We start from the raw sequence: 18,078 nt of genomic DNA, 5'->3' as shown, positions 1-18,078 counted from the left end.
TAGCGTGCGGCGCGCACGCATCTGCTGCTACGGTGACGGAAATGCGTGCGCGGCGCACGCACTTTCGGAGGGGAAGTCCCATGGCTCGTACCGGCATCGAGGCCGCCCTGAACGACCTGCTCTTCCACCGCGACCTCACCGTGCAGGAGGCCGCCGACCGCCACTTCACCCCGGAGTACCGCCAGCGCACGGACGGGCAGTGGGCCGACCGCGCCGGGTTCCTGGAGCACATCGCCCACCTGCGCACCCTCGTCACCGGCGGCCATGTCCAGGTGCACGAAGAGCTCTACGACGGCAGCAAGTACGCCGACCGGCACACCGCCCACATCACGAAGAAGGACGGCTCGACCGTGCGCACCGAGGTCTATGTGTTCGCCGACCTCGCGCCCGACGGCCGGTTCAGCCGCATCGAGGAGACCACCCTGCTGCTCCAGGGCACCGACGCCGACCGCAACATCGGCAGCGCCCGCTGAGATCCGGGGGAGCCGGAGCGCGGCCGGCTCCGGGGGTCGAGCGGGCCGGTGGTGCCGACACGCGAAAAACCCCTCCGATCTGCTTGTTTCAGCAGATCGGAGAGGTTCCTCCGCTGTGGCGGCGCCAGGATTCGAACCTGGGAAGGCTGAGCCGGCAGATTTACAGTCCCCTGAAGATCAGCCAGCCGTCCAGCGCTTGACCTGCGTAAACGGGCAGACGTTCAGGAGGCGCGGGCATTTCCGTCCACACGTCGTCCACAGACCTGCCTGGCAGAGCTTCTGTTGGCGCGAGGTGCGCGCCAGTCTTGACCTCGTGCGCTAGGACTTTGCGCGTTGGTCCGGAACGGCCATGTGCAACTGTTGGAGACCGTGCATTGCGGCATGGAACGCTGCCCCGATCTCGCGTGCCCTGTCCTCAGTCTTGATCGGCCACATGGAGATGTAGTCAGCTCCGATGTTCACCTGCTCCACGGTGCCATCCAGTACCAAAGCTTCGGCCTTAGAGTTCAGGATCGCCATCCCCTGGTCCGGGACGTAGGGCTTGCTGCTGGCCATGGCATCTAGCTCCACCTTCCAGTGGCGCCCATGGCGAGCGATACACACGAAGATCGCGTCGTTGGCCTTGGCGCTCCTGTAGGCCGCACGATGAGCTTCCAGCTCCGTGCAGTCGGGGATGAGCGCAGCTTGAAGAGGCATTCCAGGCGGCATCGGCATGCTGGCATCGTCGCAGGCACTCACGCCTACATTCAGGTGAACAGCCAGTTCAAGCAGATTCGATACGTCGCCGCCCCGTGCGGGCCCTCAGCAGCGCTCCACGGTCCCGTTCGATAGAGACGCCGGCACTGGCCTCAGCCATGACTGAGCTACCGCTCGGGCCTGATCGGTATCGATCTGACCGTTAAGGAATCAGGTGGAGTTCACAGCGCGAGCCGGTGAGGACAAGCTGCCACTGCGCCGGGCAACTTCGGCAAGACTGCTCCGATGACCGAAGTCCTGAGGCGCCTACTCGCGATGGTGTCCGTCCTAGGCGTGATCGGTGTGCCCTTCGGCATCGGATGGCTCTGGACGCACCCGCAGTCACGACCGTCGCGCTGGATACGCCACAACGCGGTTGACCCGATAACCACCCGCTACGCCGCGTGGATCGATCGGCGGACGCAGCGGCGGCTGGGGAATGCCTGCCGGAATCTGCCACCAACCTTTCCGCCCGTCCCATGGCATGAGTGGCGCTATGTCGCCATGCCGGTGAGGCAGTGGTGCGCCCGCTCCCCGTGGGCGGCCATCGCGCACGCCTTCAAACTGGCGATTCTGGCGGTGGCGGTGCTCAATGTCGGCACGCTCGTGAACATAGCCCGGTACGTCTGGCACAACCCTCCAGGTTCGAGGGGACCACGCCATCTGACGGGAGACCAGCTGGTTGACAACATGATGGCCGATCCCGCGAACCACCACTCGGTGAAGGGCGGGCAAAACCCTCTTGACCCGCTTGGTTCCTTGGTGCGCGCAGGTCAACATGCTGTCGAGTGGTTGGTGCACAAGGTGGAACCCGGGGTGTCGGCTGTCATGAACCCTTTGGCTGACCCTGTGGCCACGGCCACCACGGCAGCCGCGCTGGTGTTGCTGGCCATGTTCTTCGTTGCCATGCGGCCGGCCGCGACCGTCTTCGTCTGGCTCAGCGACACCAAGAAGGCCGGGAGTCAGCAAGAGAACCGGCCGCGGTCGATCCTGGCTGAGCGGCCAGGCATGTTCTCCCGTGCCCGGGTCGGGGAGACGGCCCAGTGGCGGCCTGTGGTTGTGCTCCTGGGCGTCTGCGGGAGTCTCGGACAGGCGTACAAGCAATGGGATACCGGTGGTCCCCTGGTTGCCCCGCGTGTGAGCCTGGCCGCTGCTGAACGGGCGGTGTGGTCAGCGTGGCGGACCCGGCACGATCGGATAAGACACTCACGTCAACAGGGGTTGAAGGAACATGCCGCGCTGGTGGTCGGGGCCCTGCGGGCGGTGGAGGCCAGGCAGGACACGGAGGCAGACACCGGGCAGGTCTTCGAGGACACGGCCCGCATGCTGCTGAAGATCGCCCAGCGGTATGGCGAGGGCCGCACGCTAGCCCTGTTGGACCCCGAGGACTTGAACGGGGTCACCCCGGCGGTGAACCGTGAATGGCTGCGCCTAACCATTCTCGGCAGCGTGGTGGTGGGCACGGCGGTGGGTGCGAACCTATTGGACGTCCCGGACTCGGCGACCGGGCCGCTTATCGGCATCATCAGCCTGGTGGCGGTTGGTGTGCTGTACGGGGCCCGTCTGGTGGCAACGGACCTTATCGACGTCATGCGAGGCCAAAGCCGCAAGTAACTCTGCGCAAGCGCTTCAGCGCTCTACCCGGCCTTCGCCAACGCTCCGCGACGGCTCGTCGCTCCGGCGCGTAGCTTCGTCGCATGCTGGCGCTCTTCGACCTCGACAACACCTTGATCGACCGGCGCGGATGCCTTCACAAGTGGGCCCGCGACTTCGTGCGCTCACGGCGGTTGCCGCGAGAGACAGTGGCCGTCATCTGTGATCAGCTACGGGAGCGGGCCTATCCAGCAGACTTCATACGCCTGCGGGAGACGCTCGGGGTCAGCGATCCCCCGGACGACCTCTGGCGTGAGTATGTCGATGGCGTCGCCCGGTCCGTTCGCCACTTCCCGGGGGTTCTGGAGGGTCTCGAAGAGCTGCGTCGTACGGGCTGGAGTACCGGCATCGCAACGAACGGCGCGGGAGACATCCAACGGGCGAAGCTCGATGCGACCGGCCTCACCCTGCTCTTCGACGGAGTCTGCATCTCGGGGGAGATCGGCGTCCGGAAACCGGCATACGGCCATTTCGAGGCTGCCGCCGAAATGTGCGACACCCGGCTGAGCGCCGATGGGTGGATGGTAGGCGACACCCCCGGCACCGACATTGAAGGGGGGATCGCGGCGGGCCTGCGAACGCTGTGGGTAGCCAACGGCCGTCCGTGGATCTATGGCCCCCGCGAGCCAGACATTGTGGTGAAGGACGTCGCGGAGGCCATAGACGCATTGCAAGGACTGGCGACTTAGGGGCGGAGTCCAGACTCCAGACCTTTGCCTCACAGGGCCCTAGCCGCAGAAACCGCAGAATACGCAGAAATCCAGAAAACGGGCCATGACCTGCAGCGATGACAAGCAGGGCTCGCTGCCGCAAAAAACGCGAGAATCGCCGCAAAAATAGGTGCAAGCCCTCATGCCGTCCGCGGGAGACCCCACGACCGCGCAGCAGATCATCCGATCCTGAACGGCTCGGCCACTGAAAACGGCCTCCCGTCCGCATCACGCGAACCAGAGGCCGTTCACCGCCCAGCGGGGTGCTCAGTGCAGGTCGGGTTGCGACAGCGGGAGGTCATCCGCTCGCAATAGGTCCAAGGCTTCCGAGATCTCCAAGCTCTGGTCCTTCGTCTGCGCCCAACGCTCCATGACGGCCGCCGTCGCCTCAGCCAGCTCGTCAGGAAGACTCAGCTCGCCGAGGGCCGACGCCACCTCGCGCATTTCCGGGCCCCAGCGCCATGCCCGCGCTGCCACTTTGGGGATGTACTCGGGCTCCGCCAGGTAGCTGGTCGAGCGGCCCTGTGCGATGTCGAGCAGCTCGTCCTGCACACCCCAGTCACGCGCGAGAGCGTGTGTCACAGCGGCCAGCACACGGCTCGCCTTCTGGTAGCTGCTGTACGAGAGCTTGAGCGCGGATGCCTTGCCGATGCCACCGCTGAGGGGTCGCGCGGCTACGGCCGTTCCTGCGAAGAGCTCGGCAACCGCCCTCGCGGCTTCGTCGGGGCCGGACAGGTATAGCCGCGCCGTCTTCGCGGCGGACGGGGGCGATCCGATGACCGAACCGTCCACCAGTCGGTCAGGATCTCGGATGGCGAAGGCACTGATGCTCGCCATCGTGGCCGGCGAGACCGCATTGGCATCCACGTAGATCCCGCTGAACTCCTCAGCACCTACCAGGCCCGCGACGGATTCGGCGTCCGCCGGCGGGCACAGGGCCATGATGATGTCGCAGCGACTGGCCATTTCGGCGATGTCGCGGACCTCGCTGAACCCCGCTGCGCGCTCTCTCGTGGCGGGGCTGCGGCCCTCAGGGCACCAGACGACCTCTGCCCCACGGTGTTTGGCCTGAGCGGCCACGGCCGCACCCATGCTTCCGGGATGCAAGATGCCGAGCGTCGTCACGACACCAGCCCCCGGATATCACGTACGGCCGCCGTCGCGTTGGCTGCCAGCGCCTCAGCGATGAGTTCCGCTGCCTCGGTCGGCGACTGGCGATGCGTTTCGACCACCAGAGACCACGGCTCTTCCGCGTGAGCCAGGAGGTCTTCCCGCGTCTCGTCCCACACGGCCAGGCGCGCCTCAACGTCCTTATCGCCGCGGGCCGCAGAGCGCTCGGCCGTGACTTCCTTGGGGCACCACAACAGAACCTTGGCCCAATGGAGCGGGAATGCCTGTACGGCGCTCGCGCCGGCCACCTGGCCCATGTGCAGGACTGGCGTTCGCCCTGCTTTGAGGAGTTCTGACAGACCGCCCCGGTCAATGGCGTACTCGGCGTTGTACCGGGAGTTCCGGTACAACAGCTCTCCCGCCTGGTCGAGTTCGTTGATGCGCTCCAGGGTCGTTAGGCGGTAGCCGGTTGTCCGGCCAGCACCGGCCTTGAGGCGCTGGAACAACGTGAACTCGCCGCGCAGCCGGTTCAGCTCCGCTGTGATCGTGTCCTTACCCGAACCCGGCGGACCGTACAGGATGACGCCAGCGCCGGTCACAGGCCACCGCCGCTCAGTGCATCCCTGGCTTGGTCAGCCATGGCGACGGCTCCGCCCAGCCGGTTGTCCACGACGAAATGCGGCCCCTGAGGCTTCATCTCCATGTCAAGGCCGGAGAGATATTCCTCCCACGATTCCATCTTCCACGCGTCTCGTGGGGCGCCTCGAAATTCGATGTACTCGCGCATCGATTCCGGATCGCATCGAACCCATATGGTAGCGACCGTGACACGCTTCGACCGGCAGCGATTATGGAAGCGTTGCATCCAGTCCGCCTGGGAGAACTCAGAAACGAACGGCGCATCGAGGATTGTCGAAATACCGCAGTTGAGGTTGTCCCATGCCGCCTCCAGGAGGCAGCGGTATTCCAGCGGACGCACCTTCTCGCGGTAGAGCTCCGAACTTCGGTCGTTGGCCTCTCCGCCGAGAGCAATGAGAAATTGGTCTACGAGTGGGCGGGTGATGGAATCCTTGTCGAGGATCGGCCACCCTGTGAGACTTCCGAGGAATTTGGCGAACTCAGATTTTCCGGATCCGGCGTATCCCCCCACCAACAGGACTGATGGAGTGTCGGCGACTCCACCGGCGGCGCGACGGCGCCATGCGTCAAGGACACGGTCACGCAATGCCGCACTGTCGACATCGTCGCTACCGGGCTGGATAACACCGAGGGCTTCCACGATCGCATTTGACGGGTCAGGGAGGCTCTTGTTCTGCGGGTCTGGGACGGATTCCACCCGCGTTTCCTCTCCGGGGAGAGCACGGCGGAAGCCAAGTTCGGCTTCGTTGCGGTCGTAGAGAAGGCAGTAGGCCCGGCGATAATGCGGACCAGGGTATATAGAGCCACTCTCATGACCCCAGATGGTCTGGAAGTTCGCGGCGATGTTGAAGCTGTGTCGCTGCGCTATTTCTCGAAGCTGCTCCCCCGTCTCTTCGAGAGTGAGCGCGTGACTTTCGCGGTACTGCTTCAGAAATTCCGGCTTCCAGTCTGGATTCCGCCGAGCCATCTGCCCCTCCTAGATAGCTACTCGAAGCCGCGAGTGTAGCGGCCTGAGAGGCCCCGTGAAAAACCGTGATAGTGGATGTGTAAGCGGATGTGTAAAAACCTTTGGGCTAAAAAGGCTAGGGACGCGTGATACCGATTCCCTTGCCCTGACGGTGAACTGACACCACGTCCGATCAGGAGGTGTCAATGCATCGCATCCGAAACTCAGTTGGCTTCGATCCTGGCCACCCGTTCGCGCAGTTCTCCCACCTCTGCACGAAGGCCGGCGACCTCCTGCCGCAGCTGGGCGACTTCGTCTTGCACCTCGCTGCTACCAGCGAGCTTCTGGGCGTCCGGCGTCAGGAACGCCGCCTTGCCCTGGTGGCTGACAACGAGCCCGTCGGCCTTGAGGTGCCGGACCGCTTCGCGAGCGACCGTGATCGAAACACCGAACTCGGCCTGGAGCTGCGACAGCGACGGCAGCTGCCCAGCCTCAGTGAACTCTCCGGCTCCGATGCGCTCACGAAGCCGATCAGCCACCTGCTGGTAGGCGGGCTTGCCGGACCACTCAACCATCTGCACCCCAGTGCTCGTATCGACCTCTGCCCCATAGTGCCCAAGCGTGATGGGCAATGCCAGCGTCCCCGAACTCACCGCGGAACGTAGGGGTTGACGGGACTCTGCCTCACAGTGCACTCTGAGGCAGAGCCGGGGAACGCCCTCAGCTCCGACCTTCACCGATGCCTCTGATCGGTAGGGCCGAGAAGAACCGCACTTCCACAGCGCCCGGAGGGCCCCGTGAAACGGGTCCGAAGGAAGCGTCTGTTCCTTGAGAACTGAACAGCGTGCTTATTGAACGGGGTGCAATTCCCCGTCCCCCGCAACGGCCCGGGTGATGGCCGCCGGCGGCCACTTATCCGCGTATCAGCTCTGGAGAACAGTCCTGGGGATCATCCCTTCATCACTGGAGGTCAGCCCCCTCGGTTGCCACCTGGTATGCGCCGCCCTGCTGGCGTCAGAGCAGTGACGATGACGCACCCGATTTCCCGGCTCGGGACCGGTGCTCCGTGGCAACGGCGCACCGATGAAGGCCGTATCCCTGCTTCCTGCGTCAGGTCGGTGTGAACCGACAACATACCCGGGCGCCGCCGGATGGACCGTCGGGCGGCGCCTGTACGACCTCCGGTCCACCCCTTCTGGATCCGCAGCGCTTGGCGCTGCGGCCGGTTGCCTCCTCCGCCCGTCCGGCCCTGTGCCGTACGGGCGGGGTTGAGGGGAGCCGGATAGTCCGGCCCTTCCGATGAAGGAGCACTCATGTCCCGTCTGGTCATTGGTTTCGGCGACGACGGCAAGTTCCGCAACGACATTCAGGACCAGGCCAGCGAGAGCTACACGGTGACCGCCGGCCCGAACGAGACCGTCACCGTCATCGACGGTCAGACCCAGGTCACCAAGGACGACGACACCAACTGAGCGTCCTCGCCGCCGCTGACGCGTTGCCCGAACCGCCCGTCGCGCACGCGGACACCAGTAGCTGTACCTGCGCACTTGCCGGGGCGGTCGCCTCTCACCACATCACCGCGACCGCCCCGGCTCTCCGTCCCTTCGACAACAAGGAGCCACATATGGATGCCTCTACCTTCGCTGCTGTCTTCATCGCCCTGTACGTCGCCCACAGCGTGGGTGATCACTGGGTGCAGACCTCGCACCAGTCGGCTACCAAGGGCCGCCCCGGCTGGGTCGGTCGTCTCGCCGACGCGCGCCACGTCGCCACTCTCACGGCTACAAAACTGGCCTTACTCCTGCCGGTTGCCGCGCTGCTGGGGCTGCGTCTGTCGGTACTTGGTCTGGTGATTGGCCTGGGCGTGGATGCGGTGACGCACTGGTGGGCCGATCGCCGCAGCACGCTGGCGTGGCTGGCCAAGGTCACCGGCAAGACCGAGTTCTACGGCTTCGGCACCGCCGCCCACCCCGCGCACCCGACCACTGCCGAAGGCAAGCCCGCCGCTCACCTCGGCACGGGTGCCTACGCGCTGGATCAGTCCTTCCACCACCTGTGGCTGCTCATTGCAGCCGTCCTGATCGCCACCGTCTGACCGCGCTACAGCTGCACCCGCTGGGGCGGTCGCCTCTCACCACAAGACCGCGACCGCTCCGGCTCTCCGTCCCTTCGACACAGGAGCAAGCCATGCGTACGTACATCGGCAACCAACAGATCGTGTCCACCGGCGAGTTCGAGGAACTGGCCTTCGGCTTCGAGGAGCAGGCGCTGGGCCTCGACCGTGAGCTGTTCCTCAACCCGTTCGAGCCGGAGACCGCCGACGAGCGCGCGGCCCGCTTGGATGCGGCCGCCGACATCCTGGCGGACCTGCGGGAGCAGGGCGAGCACGGCGACGAGATCGCCGCGTGGGACGCCCTCTACGCCGACGCCCTGACCGCCGTTGCGCCGCTGCGGCGCGTGCGCCGCGTCCGTCGCTCGGGCGAAACGGGGGAGGCGGCATGAGCCAGACCCTGACGATGCTGGCGGCTGCGGCGCCTCTGGCGGCCGGATGGTCCCTGCACTCCCGGCGGCTGCACCGCCGCATCGAGGCAGCCCGCAGGGACCCGTTGACCGGTCTGCTGACCCGTGACCCGTTCCAGGCCCGCGCTCGGAAGATTGCGGCGGCTGGGGCGTTCGCGGTGGTGGTCATCGACCTGGACGGCTTCAAGCAGATCAACGACACCTACGGCCACGCTGCCGGGGATGTCGTGATCGCTGCAAGCGGCCAGCGCCTGGGCGAGTGGAGCCGCAGCCACAGCGGGGCGGCCGGCCGCCTCGGGGGCGATGAATTCGCCGCCGTCATCCGCGTCTCCCGAGCTCGGGAGACGCGCGCAGCCATGAACGCGCTGACCGCGTCGCTCGCCGAGCCCGTGGAGTTCGAAGAACACCTGATGTGGGTGGGGGCATCGGCCGGGGTCGTCCAGCAGCACACCGGCAACCGCGTCGCGGACCTGTCGCAGTTGATGCGGTGCGCGGATGAGGTCATGTACGGCGCGAAGCAGACCGGCGGCGGTTGGAGGGTCGGAGCCGACAACGCGGCTCCCGCCTACCGGACGGTCAACGGCCGTCGGGATGGCCGTCGCGGCACCAGCGGGGACCACAGCCTCGAAGGAGGGTCGCTGTGAGCCAGATTTACAGTGCGCGGGGCGCGCGGCAGATGGACGCGGCCACCGTCGCCAAGGCCAACGCCGAAGCCGACCTGCTGCGGGCCCAGGCCGCCGCCGCGACCGGCAAGGCCAATGTCGACGTCGAACGCGTCCGGCGGGAAGCCGCGGCCCAGGCCCGCCGCGAGCGGCGCCGGGAACGCGAGGAGAACGCGACGGCCCGCCGGGAGCGGCGCCGTGCCGCATTTGCTCAGCTCGGCGGCCAGATGGGCGCGCACCGCGTGACGCTGGTGACCGTCGCGGTCATCGCGCTGTTCGTGTCGGTGGCGCTGCCCGCGCAGATCGACTTCCTGGGCAGCCGCTGGGCGTGGCCGATGGCCGTGGCCGGCGGGGTGTCGCTGGAGTCCCTGACGTGGATGTTCGCCATCCAGGGCCAGCGCCGCGAACAGCGGGGCCTGTCCGCCGGCGTCCACCGCGCCGGAACCTGGTCGGCCGCACTGGTGGCCGCTGGCATCAACCTGGCGCACGGCGCGCAGATGTGGGGTTTCGGCTTCGGCGTGGTCGCCGCGGTCGGCTCACTGGCCGCGCCAGTGGCGTATGAGACCTACCGCCTGTCGGTCTCCGAGGACGACACCGGCGCCAGCCCGGAGGAGATCCGGCACAACCGGCGCCGGCGCCGCCACCACCGCAAGGTGCACCGCGCCGCGACGCGCCTGCGGTGGGCCACCGTCCCGCCGATGGATGAGGCTCGTGCGTGGGAGACCGCCTGGCGGATGGTCCACGCCGCAGAACCCGGCGTCACCCGCCGGGAACTCAAGCGGCACACCAAGCGAGCCGGGAAGGTCGCCCAACTCGTCACCGAGCACGCCGACGCCGGACCGCTGCCCTCACTGGAGCTGTTCACCGGCCCCCGTACGGACGCTCCCGCAGCCGTGCCGGAGCTGGAGCGTACGGGTTCTGAAGAGGGGGGCGGGGAGCGTACGCAAGGCCGTACGGACGGGCCCGCGAACGGGCCGTACGAGCAGGTCAGGCCCCGGACGCCCCAGCCTCCGAAGCCGACCCGTACACCGCCCGTACGGCCTGCCCGTACGGGTGCACGGGCCGCGTCGGACAAGGCTTACGAGGATGCGGAGCTGGAGCGTACGCGCCAGCGCGCCGAAGAGGCGTACGCGCAGTCCCTGGACGCCGGAACGCCGATCGGCCCGGCCGCGCTGGGCCGGGAGTTCGGCTTCTCCGAAGGCTGGGCCCGCAAGCGCATCAAGGCCGTGGACGAACGCCGTACCACCGCCGCCCGCCAGGGCCTGCACCTGGTGACCGCAGCCGGACAACCCTGATGGCCGCGCCGGCATGTGTGACCTGCGCCTTCCCCGACGACGAACAGCAAGGAGCGCCTGTGAGGCGCACCGACGCCGTCCGCATGCACAGCGAAGAAGCCGCGGCTTACAGCCGGGCCGCCGAGACCGCCGTCGAGCCGACCCGCACCTGGCTGCTCGGAACGGCCGACGACCACCAGGCCATGGCCGACGCCGCGCGCCTCGGTGACTACCACTACACGGATCTGGAGGACTGACCGTGCCTCGCACCAAGCCCACGCCCGGACAGCAGCGCAAGCACAACGCCCGCCGCAGGGCCAAGCGCCTGGCCGACCACCGCATGCGCATGGCCAACCACGCCGCCAGCCAGCTCGTGAGCTGGGAGTGGGACGGCAAGCGCCCCGTCACTCCCCAGCAGGTCATCGCCAAGGCCACCGCCATGTACGGCAACTACCGCCAGGTCCGGGACCAGGCGATCACCCCGGCCGAGGCTCGCGCCGCCCTGGACACCGTCCTCAACAGCTGACCAGCCCGCTCCCTTATCCATTCACCTGATCAACACGAGGAGATCCGCTGTGACCAGCCAGAACGCTCAGCAGCAGGGTTCGCACCACTGGGTCATGACCCTGGAGCTTCCCGGCCGTGCGATGAACACGCTCTACGGCACCTGGACCCCGCCCGAGGGCGCGACCCGCCATGACGTCTTCATGGCCATCAAGAGCGACATCGGCCGGGAGGCCCCGGAGATGGCGCGCGCCAACGTCGTCTTCTTCTCGCTGGAGCCCAACCAGCTCTGACCTGTCCCGTCCTCGTTTCAACGGGGCCCGGACGTCTGCCGGCCAAAGCGCCGTCCGGGCCCCTTCCACCTCCCGTTTCCGGAAGGAAGCAGCAGTGAATCACGACGACGACCGCGAACTGTTCAACCGGCTGGAAGCCGACATGGCCGCCGACGCCGCCCGCCAGGAGGGTGCGGAGGTGGTGGACCTGGGCAAGGCCCGCTCCGCCCGCGGGGCGGCCGACGAATCGCCCGCCCCGGAGCCGACCGGCCGACCGGCGGAGCCGGATCCGTCCGCCCGGGTGCTGGTGGACGGCCCCGACGTCAAGGGCCCCGGCTACCTGGGCAGGCTGATGGGCGCCAAGCGCCGGGCGATCGTCCCGGAGTGGCTGAAGTCCACCGACGAACTGAAGACTGCCGCCACCTGGGTTGCTGGCCACTACGGCCACATGACCGGCTACCACGCCCTGCGCACCCCGGTCTACGCCGCCCGGCTGGCCTTCCAGGCGCCGCGCGGGGCCGCGAAGTTCCTGGGCGGCACGATGCGTTGGGTCTCCGACGCGGAAGGCGACCCGGTGCGCCGCGCCATGGTGACCAAGGAGGATGCAGCCACCTACCTCAAGCTCTCCCGCCAGCGCGACGGCCGCGTACGGCTGCGCACCCTCGTGGTCACCCTCGCCACGTTCATGGGCCTGGGGGCCGCGCTCGCGCTGTATGTGCTGGCCCCGGCCTGGCTGATGGCGGTGTCGGTGAGTGCAGTGGTGCTGGCCCTGGGCTGGGCCGGGGACGCAGCCGATGCCCCCGTCATCAACCGGGCCGTGGAGCTGCCCAAGGCCCAAAAGCTCACCTCCGACATCGTCCTGAGGGCGCTGGGTGCGCTCGGTATCCCGGCGATCAACCAGGCCCAGTCCAAGGGGCGGGAGGGGTTCACGTTCACCGCGCCCATCACCCGCGACGGCCCCGGCTGGCGCGCCGAAGGCGACCTCCCGTACGGCGTGACGGTTACCGACGTCATCGAGCGGCGCGACAAGCTGGCCTCGGGTCTGCGCCGGCCGCTGGGCTGCGTGTGGCCCGAGGCCGTGCCGGACGAGCACACAGGCCGCCTGGTGCTGTGGGTCGGCGATCAGGACATGTCCAAGGCCAAGAAGCCCGCGTGGCCGCTGGCCAAGTCCGGCACGGTGGACCTGTTCAAGCCGGTGCCGTTCGGCACCGACCAGCGCGGACGCTGGATCAACGTCACCCTGATGTACATCGCGGGCATCATCGGCGCCATCCCCCGCATGGGCAAGACGTTCCTGCTCAGGCTGCTGCTGCTCATCGCCGCCCTCGACCCGCGCGCCGAGCTGCACACCTACGACATGAAGGGCACCGGCGACCTCGACCCCGTCGGCAACGCCGTCTCCCACCGCCACGCCGCCGGAGACGACGACGAGGCAATCGAGTACGCCATCCGCGACTTCCGCGAGCTGCGCACCGAGCTGCGGCGGCGCACCAAGATGATCCGCTCGCTGCCGCGGGACATCTGCCCGGAGTCGAAGGTGACTTCGGAGCTGGCCAGCAAGAAGGAACTGGGTCTGCACCCGATCGTGATCGGGGTGGATGAGTGCCAGGTGCTGTTCGAGCACCCGAAGTACAAGGACGAGTTCGAGGAGATCGCCACCGACCTGGTCAAGCGCGGCCCGGCCACCGGCATCGTGCTGCTGCTCGCCACGCAGCGGCCGGACGCCAAGGCGCTGCCCACCGGCATCTCCGCGAACGCCTCGGCCCGCTGGTGCCTGAAGGTCATGGGCCAGCTGGAGAACGACATGGTCCTGGGCACCTCCGCCTACAAGCGCGGTGTGCGGGCCACGATGTTCTCCTGGGGCGACAAGGGCATTCACTACTTCGTCGGCGAAGGAGCCGATGCCCGGATCGTCGGCTCCGTCTACGTCGATGGCGTAGGCGCCGACGCCATCGCACTGCGCGCCCGCAAGGCCCGCGAGGACGCCGGCCTGCTCTCCGGTCACGCGCTGGGCGAGGAGCCCGAGGCGGATGCCTCCGCCGCCTATGACCTGCTGCGGGACCTGCTCGGCGTGATCCCGGCCGAAGAGGCCAAGGTCTGGAACGAAACCGTCGTGGCCCGCCTGGCCGAGCTGCGGCCCGACGTCTACGGCGAGTGGGCCGCCGAACAGCTCACCGCGGCCCTGAAGCCGCATGGCATCGAGACCGTCCAGATCGGGCGGCGCATCAACGGCAAGGTCGTCAACCGGCGCGGTATCGAACGCGCCCACCTCGCCGCCGCAGTAGCGGAGCGTGACGGAAACCGGGACGCCGGATAAGCCCGCGGGGCCGCTATCGCTAGCGGTAACCCTCGCTAACGTTAGCGGCCCCGCTAGCGCCCCACACCGCATCTGATCAGGCTGCTAGCGGATAGCGGCCCACCTGCGGAAACCCTCGAAAACCGCCCTGGAGGCCGTTCATGACCCGCATCAGCCTCGCTATCACCTGCCTGGCGGTAGTAACGCTCTGTTATGTCGCTCTGTGTGCTGTCTCGCCGTTCGGCGACTGCCGCAAGTGCAAGGGCTTCGGCTACGCGCTCAAGAAAGACCGCCGCGGACGGCTCCGCCCCGGCAAGACCTGCCGCCGCTGCCACGGCGACCGCAAGCGCATCCGCGTCGGCCGCCACCTGTTCAACGTCGCCATGCGCCTCCACCGCGACGGCACCCGCTGACCCCCTCCACCACCTCACGCCAAGGAGGCCCCTGTGGCCATCACCGTCTCCCTCGTCGCCCTCTTCGGCCTGGTCCTGTTCTTCCTGCTCCGCTCCAAGACCCTCGGCTGGGGCTCCGCCTTCATCGCCATGATGTTCGGCTTCTTCCTCGCCTCCACCGGCGCCTCCGGCCCCATCAACCAGCTCACCCACGCCGTCATCGACGCCATCGGCAACCTGTAGGAGGCGGCCGTGAACGAACCCCTCGTCGCCCGCCACTGGCTCGCCGCCGCGGCACCCAAAGCCGCCCCGGCCCTGGCCACCTCCACCGTGCTGATCCTCGCCCGCATCTGGAACGCCAACGGTGCCGAACACTCCGTCGGCGACGCCGTGTTGATGACCGCGCTCTCCCTCGGCGCGGCAGTGGCCGGCGCCCTGGCCTCGGTCGGGCGCGCCGGGGATGGCGTCATCGCGGGCACCGCGTTCGCCACCTCCGGGGCCCTGGCCCTGGCAGGGGTAGCGGGATACGCCGACGGCCTCTCACTGCCCCTGCTGCTGTGGGCCCTGTCCACCGCAGTGACCTACGGCCTGGCAGCGCGGCACTGGCGCACCGACCGCCGCGAAGCCGCCGCCCACGACCGGCACATCGGCGAGCGCCGCGAAGAGCACGCGCACGTGGAACGCGTCGAGGCGCTACGGGCCGGAGCGCAGATCGAGGTAGCCCGCGAAGGCGCCGCCTACGCCACCGCCCTGGCCCAGGCCATCACCGCACGCTCCGCCCTGCCCGGCTTCAACGCCGCCGAACTCACCCACGCGGGACTTCCCGAACTCCCCACCATCGAGATCACCAAGGAGCACTGAGATGGACATCGACCCCGACGAGATCGTCACCGTGGCACTCGACACCTACGACTGGGAGCACTCCTACTCCCGACTGCTCACCCGCCGCCAGCTCGGCGAACTCCTCCTCCGCTTCGCCGACATGGCCGACGAGACCGAAATGGCCTACGAGGAGAGCACCGCATGAGCCACCGTCCCTTTCCCCGGCTGCGCATTCAGCGCGCCACTTGGCCGCGCCCGGCTCTCATCCTGACCGACACCCCGCGCCCCGCCTGCCGCTACTGCGAGGGCATCGGCGGCATCGAGCACGAATACGGCCACCCCGAGACCGGCGAGTACGACGGCTCCCACTGGGAGCCCTGCGAGTGCTGGAACCAAGACCACCGCTGGGTCCTGCTGCCCCTGCCGCGCCTTCCCCAGCGCTGGCACCGCGCCGGCCGCGACCCGTGGGCCGCCAACGGCTTCAGCGACGAACCCCCCTTCTGACCCACACCAGAAAGGCACGACCTATGAGCGCCACCCGCAAGCCCCAGCACAGCGCGGACACCGCTGCCGAAGCGGTCCGCAAGTTCAACCACGCCACCCTGCCCACCCCACGCTCCCGCTCGGGCAGCCTGCACTACCCCGGGCAGGCGTACTCCAGCGTCGCCGCCTTCAAGCGCATGGCGCAGTACCTGCCGCAGTCCTTCGAGCAGACCCGAGGCTTCCTCACCCGGCTGCACCTGGAAGGCGCCCTCACCGCCGACTACGGCCTGGTGGCTGACCACGTCAGCGACGCCACGACCGCACTGGCCGAAGCCTCCCGCTGCGCGGACATGCTCGCCGACGCCCTCAACCGCGCACACAGCGCGCTGGCGCCCATCGGCTACAGCGGCGACATCGAGGACTGAATACGCCCGGGGCGGTCGCCTCTCACCACAAGACCGCGACCGCCCCGGCTCTCCGTCCCTTCGAAGAAACAGGAGAACCCCCAGCATGACACCTGAGTCCGCGCACGCACACCACGCCACCGTGCTGCCGATGCGCGACCGCACTGGCGACGACTTCACCCGCATCCCGCCCAACGACGTGGACGCCGAACAGGCCGTCGTCGGCGCCCTCATGCTCGCCCCCGACGTCATCGCCGAGGTCAGCGCGGTCATGGACCCCGCCGACCACTACCGCCCGGCCCACGAGACCGTCCACCGCGCCACCCTCCACCTGCACAGCCAAGGCCAGCGCGCCGACCCGATCACCCTCGGGCACCACCTCGAACAGGTCGGCGACCTCCACCGCGTCGGCGGCCGGTCCTACCTCCACACCCTCATCGACGCAGTCCCCACCGCCGCCAACGCCGTGTACTACGCCGAGATCGTTCACGACCTGGCACGGCGCCGCCGCAGCATCGAAGCAGGCACCCGTATCGTCCAGGCCGGCATGTCACCGGACGCCACACCCGAGGACCTGCGCGAAGCCCTGGCACTGGGCGCCGAGACCATGCCCGGCGTGTGGGCGGAGCCGATCCCGCTCAACCACCAGCCCAAGCTCCCCACCTTCCCCACCCACACCCTGCCCACCTGGATGCGGGCATTCGTGGAGGCCCTGGCCGAGGAGACCCAGACCCCGCCGGACCTCGCCGGAACCCTGTCCCTCGCTGTCCTGGCCACCGCCGCGGGTGGCCGCGTCGTTGTCCAGCTCCGCGGACGCTGGCGCGAACCGACGAACCTGTTCACGGTCGTCGCCCTGCCCCCGGGCAACCGCAAGTCGGCCGTCTTCTCGGCCATGACCGCCCCGCTGCACGCCGCCGAGAAGCTGCTCGCCTCCGAGACAGCCGGGCGCATCGCCGAGGCCGAAGTGACCGCCAAGATGGCCCGTGAGGCCGCCGACAAGGCCGCCGTTCAGGCGGCCAAGGCCGAGGGCCCCGAACGCGACGGGCTGACCGCCGAGGCCATCGCCCTGGCACAAGCTGCCGAAAGCCTCGAAGTCCCGGTCAAGCCGCGCCTGCTGGCCGACGACTCCACACCCGAAACCCTCACCACCCTCATGAGCGAACAAGGCGGGCGCCTGGCGGTGATGTCGGCGGAGGGCGGCATCTTCGACATCATCGCCGGCCGCTACTCCGGCACCCCCAACATGGAAGTCTTCCTCAAAGGCCACGCCGGGGACTGGCTCCGCGTAGACCGGCGCACCCGGGACGAGAACATCGACGAACCGGCCCTGACCATGGGCCTGGCCGTCCAGCCCGACGTCCTCAAGGACATCGGTCAAAACCGCAGCTTCGACGGCCGCGGCCTGCTCGCCCGCTTCCTGTACTCGCTGCCCGAATCGCTGGTCGGCTACCGCAAGTCCGACCCTGACCCCATCCCCGACCACGTCGCCGAACGCTACGACCGCACCGTCACGGCCCTCACGCTCTCGCTGGCCGAGTGGACCGACCCCGCCGTACTCCGGCTCACCCCCGAGGCCCACCAGGCGCTCCGCGCCTTCGACCAGCGCCTCGAACCTCAGCTCCGCGCCCGCGGCGGGCGGCTGGCACACATCACCAACTGGGCCAGCAAGCTGGTCGGCGCCACCGCCCGCATCGCCGGCCTCCTCCACCTCGGCCAGCACCTCGAAGACGGCTACACCCAGCCCATCAGCGGCGACACCATGGACGCCGCCATCGAGATCGGCGACTACTTCACCACCCACGCCCTGACCGTCTTCGACCTGATGGGCGCCGACACCACCCTCGCCCGTGCCCGTCTCCTCCTGGGCGTCCTGGAGGACAACGGCTGGGAGAGCGTCAGCCGACGCGACCTGTTCGCCAAGCTCTCCCGCTCCGAATTCCCCTCCGTCGGCGACCTGGAGCCCGTCATGGCGCTCCTGGAGGAACACGGCTACCTCCGCACCGAAACCCCGCCCCGCACCGGCAAGCGCGGCCGGCCCCCGGCCCCCCGCTACCTCATCCACCCCCAGGTACGGGAGCCCAAGGTATGAGCCACGAGCCCGCCGCTGATTTTTGCGGCAATTTCCGCGATTTTTGCGGCAACCACCCTCGCACCCTCATCGCCGCAGGTCACAGCGCATCTTC

Annotated in this window: 24 protein-coding genes; 19 read left to right on the top strand and 5 right to left on the bottom strand. The window is 68.4% G+C overall.

Annotated features, from left to right (window positions below; all coding sequences use genetic code 11):
* Nucleotides 1-80 precede the first annotated feature (80 nt).
* Nucleotides 81-473, top strand: a complete 393-nt coding sequence (locus tag SLV14N_RS22680) for a nuclear transport factor 2 family protein (protein ID WP_263270842.1) — start codon at nucleotides 81-83, stop codon at nucleotides 471-473.
* 318 nt (nucleotides 474-791) lie between these two features.
* Here the strand turns inward: SLV14N_RS22680 and SLV14N_RS22675 are convergent, their stop codons facing one another.
* Complete coding sequence (locus SLV14N_RS22675; RefSeq protein ID WP_263270841.1) at nucleotides 792-1,211, bottom strand: hypothetical protein; 420 nt, start codon at nucleotides 1,209-1,211, stop codon at nucleotides 792-794.
* Nucleotides 1,212-1,454: 243 nt separating this feature from the next.
* Between SLV14N_RS22675 and SLV14N_RS22670 the strand changes: the two genes are divergently transcribed.
* Nucleotides 1,455-2,822, top strand: a complete 1,368-nt coding sequence (locus SLV14N_RS22670; protein WP_263270840.1) for a hypothetical protein — start codon at nucleotides 1,455-1,457, stop codon at nucleotides 2,820-2,822.
* 83 nt (nucleotides 2,823-2,905) lie between these two features.
* On the top strand, nucleotides 2,906-3,550 hold the full coding sequence (locus SLV14N_RS22665) for an HAD family hydrolase (protein WP_263270839.1): 645 nt from the start codon (nucleotides 2,906-2,908) through the stop codon (nucleotides 3,548-3,550).
* Between the two features lie 288 nt (nucleotides 3,551-3,838).
* Here SLV14N_RS22665 and SLV14N_RS22660 read toward each other — a convergent pair whose 3' ends face one another.
* From SLV14N_RS22660 to SLV14N_RS22645, 4 genes are all read right to left on the bottom strand, one after another.
* Nucleotides 3,839-4,696, bottom strand: a complete 858-nt coding sequence (locus SLV14N_RS22660; protein WP_263270838.1) for an NAD(P)-dependent oxidoreductase — start codon at nucleotides 4,694-4,696, stop codon at nucleotides 3,839-3,841.
* Nucleotides 4,693-5,280 carry an ATP-binding protein gene (locus SLV14N_RS22655; protein ID WP_263270837.1) on the bottom strand — a complete coding sequence of 196 codons (588 nt, stop codon included), beginning with the start codon at nucleotides 5,278-5,280 and terminating at the stop codon, nucleotides 4,693-4,695. Before SLV14N_RS22655 ends, SLV14N_RS22660 begins: the two co-directional genes overlap by 4 nt.
* Entirely contained in the window at nucleotides 5,277-6,287 is a 1,011-nt protein-coding gene (locus tag SLV14N_RS22650; protein ID WP_263270836.1) for an ATP-binding protein, read from the bottom strand. The genes SLV14N_RS22655 and SLV14N_RS22650 overlap by 4 nt, the downstream gene beginning before the upstream one ends.
* A gap of 203 nt (nucleotides 6,288-6,490) precedes the next feature.
* Complete coding sequence (locus SLV14N_RS22645) at nucleotides 6,491-6,841, bottom strand: winged helix-turn-helix domain-containing protein (RefSeq protein WP_263273242.1); 351 nt, start codon at nucleotides 6,839-6,841, stop codon at nucleotides 6,491-6,493.
* Nucleotides 6,842-7,579: 738 nt separating this feature from the next.
* Between SLV14N_RS22645 and SLV14N_RS22640 the strand changes: the two genes are divergently transcribed.
* From SLV14N_RS22640 to SLV14N_RS22560, 16 genes are all read left to right on the top strand, one after another.
* The gene (locus SLV14N_RS22640) at nucleotides 7,580-7,738 is read left to right on the top strand and encodes a hypothetical protein (RefSeq protein ID WP_263270835.1); all 159 of its coding nucleotides are present in this window, start codon (nucleotides 7,580-7,582) and stop codon (nucleotides 7,736-7,738) included.
* A gap of 152 nt (nucleotides 7,739-7,890) precedes the next feature.
* Nucleotides 7,891-8,361, top strand: a complete 471-nt coding sequence (locus SLV14N_RS22635) for a DUF3307 domain-containing protein (protein WP_263270834.1) — start codon at nucleotides 7,891-7,893, stop codon at nucleotides 8,359-8,361.
* A gap of 92 nt (nucleotides 8,362-8,453) precedes the next feature.
* A complete protein-coding gene (locus SLV14N_RS22630) occupies nucleotides 8,454-8,768 on the top strand; it encodes a hypothetical protein (RefSeq protein ID WP_263270833.1) in 315 nt (104 codons plus the stop codon).
* Nucleotides 8,765-9,430: a GGDEF domain-containing protein gene (locus SLV14N_RS22625; RefSeq protein ID WP_263270832.1), complete on the top strand. Its 666-nt coding sequence runs from the start codon at nucleotides 8,765-8,767 to the stop codon at nucleotides 9,428-9,430. Before SLV14N_RS22630 ends, SLV14N_RS22625 begins: the two co-directional genes overlap by 4 nt.
* A complete protein-coding gene (locus tag SLV14N_RS22620) occupies nucleotides 9,427-10,743 on the top strand; it encodes a hypothetical protein (protein ID WP_263270831.1) in 1,317 nt (438 codons plus the stop codon). Before SLV14N_RS22625 ends, SLV14N_RS22620 begins: the two co-directional genes overlap by 4 nt.
* 59 nt (nucleotides 10,744-10,802) lie before the next feature.
* Complete coding sequence (locus SLV14N_RS22615; RefSeq protein WP_263270830.1) at nucleotides 10,803-10,979, top strand: hypothetical protein; 177 nt, start codon at nucleotides 10,803-10,805, stop codon at nucleotides 10,977-10,979.
* A 2-nt stretch (nucleotides 10,980-10,981) separates the two neighbouring features.
* Nucleotides 10,982-11,248 carry a hypothetical protein gene (locus SLV14N_RS22610; protein WP_263270829.1) on the top strand — a complete coding sequence of 89 codons (267 nt, stop codon included), beginning with the start codon at nucleotides 10,982-10,984 and terminating at the stop codon, nucleotides 11,246-11,248.
* A gap of 49 nt (nucleotides 11,249-11,297) precedes the next feature.
* Nucleotides 11,298-11,519 carry a hypothetical protein gene (locus SLV14N_RS22605; protein WP_263270828.1) on the top strand — a complete coding sequence of 74 codons (222 nt, stop codon included), beginning with the start codon at nucleotides 11,298-11,300 and terminating at the stop codon, nucleotides 11,517-11,519.
* 94 nt (nucleotides 11,520-11,613) lie between these two features.
* The gene (locus SLV14N_RS22600; RefSeq protein ID WP_263270827.1) at nucleotides 11,614-13,815 is read left to right on the top strand and encodes a cell division protein FtsK; all 2,202 of its coding nucleotides are present in this window, start codon (nucleotides 11,614-11,616) and stop codon (nucleotides 13,813-13,815) included.
* Between the two features lie 140 nt (nucleotides 13,816-13,955).
* The gene (locus SLV14N_RS22595; protein WP_263270826.1) at nucleotides 13,956-14,207 is read left to right on the top strand and encodes a hypothetical protein; all 252 of its coding nucleotides are present in this window, start codon (nucleotides 13,956-13,958) and stop codon (nucleotides 14,205-14,207) included.
* 33 nt (nucleotides 14,208-14,240) lie between these two features.
* Complete coding sequence (locus SLV14N_RS22590; protein WP_263270825.1) at nucleotides 14,241-14,429, top strand: hypothetical protein; 189 nt, start codon at nucleotides 14,241-14,243, stop codon at nucleotides 14,427-14,429.
* Nucleotides 14,430-14,438: 9 nt separating this feature from the next.
* On the top strand, nucleotides 14,439-15,047 hold the full coding sequence (locus SLV14N_RS22585; RefSeq protein WP_263270824.1) for a hypothetical protein: 609 nt from the start codon (nucleotides 14,439-14,441) through the stop codon (nucleotides 15,045-15,047).
* Between the two features lies 1 nt (nucleotide 15,048).
* Nucleotides 15,049-15,213, top strand: a complete 165-nt coding sequence (locus tag SLV14N_RS22580; RefSeq protein WP_263270823.1) for a hypothetical protein — start codon at nucleotides 15,049-15,051, stop codon at nucleotides 15,211-15,213.
* Complete coding sequence (locus SLV14N_RS22575) at nucleotides 15,210-15,512, top strand: hypothetical protein (protein WP_263270822.1); 303 nt, start codon at nucleotides 15,210-15,212, stop codon at nucleotides 15,510-15,512. The genes SLV14N_RS22580 and SLV14N_RS22575 overlap by 4 nt, the downstream gene beginning before the upstream one ends.
* Nucleotides 15,513-15,535: 23 nt before the next feature.
* Nucleotides 15,536-15,916, top strand: a complete 381-nt coding sequence (locus tag SLV14N_RS22570; RefSeq protein ID WP_263270821.1) for a hypothetical protein — start codon at nucleotides 15,536-15,538, stop codon at nucleotides 15,914-15,916.
* 85 nt (nucleotides 15,917-16,001) lie between these two features.
* On the top strand, nucleotides 16,002-17,984 hold the full coding sequence (locus tag SLV14N_RS22560; protein ID WP_317633716.1) for a DUF3987 domain-containing protein: 1,983 nt from the start codon (nucleotides 16,002-16,004) through the stop codon (nucleotides 17,982-17,984).
* Nucleotides 17,985-18,078: the final 94 nt, after the last annotated feature.

It is taken from the genome of Streptomyces sp. Je 1-4 4N24, from assembly GCF_026239515.1.
Classification (GTDB): Bacteria; Actinomycetota; Actinomycetes; order Streptomycetales; family Streptomycetaceae; genus Streptomyces; species Streptomyces nigrescens.
Note: the sequence above shows the minus strand (reverse complement) of the source record. Positions and strands in the feature narration are given on the sequence as shown.

What these genes read in the sequence shown, in the direction of transcription:
- SLV14N_RS22680 (WP_263270842.1), top strand. Translation starts at nt 81, where the DNA reads ATGGCTCGTACCGGCATCGAGGCCGCCCTGAACGACCTGCTCTTCCAC.
- SLV14N_RS22670 (WP_263270840.1), top strand. Translation starts at nt 1,455, where the DNA reads ATGACCGAAGTCCTGAGGCGCCTACTCGCGATGGTGTCCGTCCTAGGC.
- SLV14N_RS22665 (WP_263270839.1), top strand. Translation starts at nt 2,906, where the DNA reads ATGCTGGCGCTCTTCGACCTCGACAACACCTTGATCGACCGGCGCGGA.
- SLV14N_RS22650 (WP_263270836.1), bottom strand. Translation starts at nt 6,287, where the DNA reads ATGGCTCGGCGGAATCCAGACTGGAAGCCGGAATTTCTGAAGCAGTAC.
- SLV14N_RS22645 (WP_263273242.1), bottom strand. Translation starts at nt 6,841, where the DNA reads ATGGTTGAGTGGTCCGGCAAGCCCGCCTACCAGCAGGTGGCTGATCGG.
- SLV14N_RS22640 (WP_263270835.1), top strand. Translation starts at nt 7,580, where the DNA reads ATGTCCCGTCTGGTCATTGGTTTCGGCGACGACGGCAAGTTCCGCAAC.
- SLV14N_RS22635 (WP_263270834.1), top strand. Translation starts at nt 7,891, where the DNA reads ATGGATGCCTCTACCTTCGCTGCTGTCTTCATCGCCCTGTACGTCGCC.
- SLV14N_RS22630 (WP_263270833.1), top strand. Translation starts at nt 8,454, where the DNA reads ATGCGTACGTACATCGGCAACCAACAGATCGTGTCCACCGGCGAGTTC.
- SLV14N_RS22625 (WP_263270832.1), top strand. Translation starts at nt 8,765, where the DNA reads ATGAGCCAGACCCTGACGATGCTGGCGGCTGCGGCGCCTCTGGCGGCC.
- SLV14N_RS22595 (WP_263270826.1), top strand. Translation starts at nt 13,956, where the DNA reads ATGACCCGCATCAGCCTCGCTATCACCTGCCTGGCGGTAGTAACGCTC.
- SLV14N_RS22580 (WP_263270823.1), top strand. Translation starts at nt 15,049, where the DNA reads ATGGACATCGACCCCGACGAGATCGTCACCGTGGCACTCGACACCTAC.
- SLV14N_RS22575 (WP_263270822.1), top strand. Translation starts at nt 15,210, where the DNA reads ATGAGCCACCGTCCCTTTCCCCGGCTGCGCATTCAGCGCGCCACTTGG.
- SLV14N_RS22570 (WP_263270821.1), top strand. Translation starts at nt 15,536, where the DNA reads ATGAGCGCCACCCGCAAGCCCCAGCACAGCGCGGACACCGCTGCCGAA.
- SLV14N_RS22560 (WP_317633716.1), top strand. Translation starts at nt 16,002, where the DNA reads ATGACACCTGAGTCCGCGCACGCACACCACGCCACCGTGCTGCCGATG.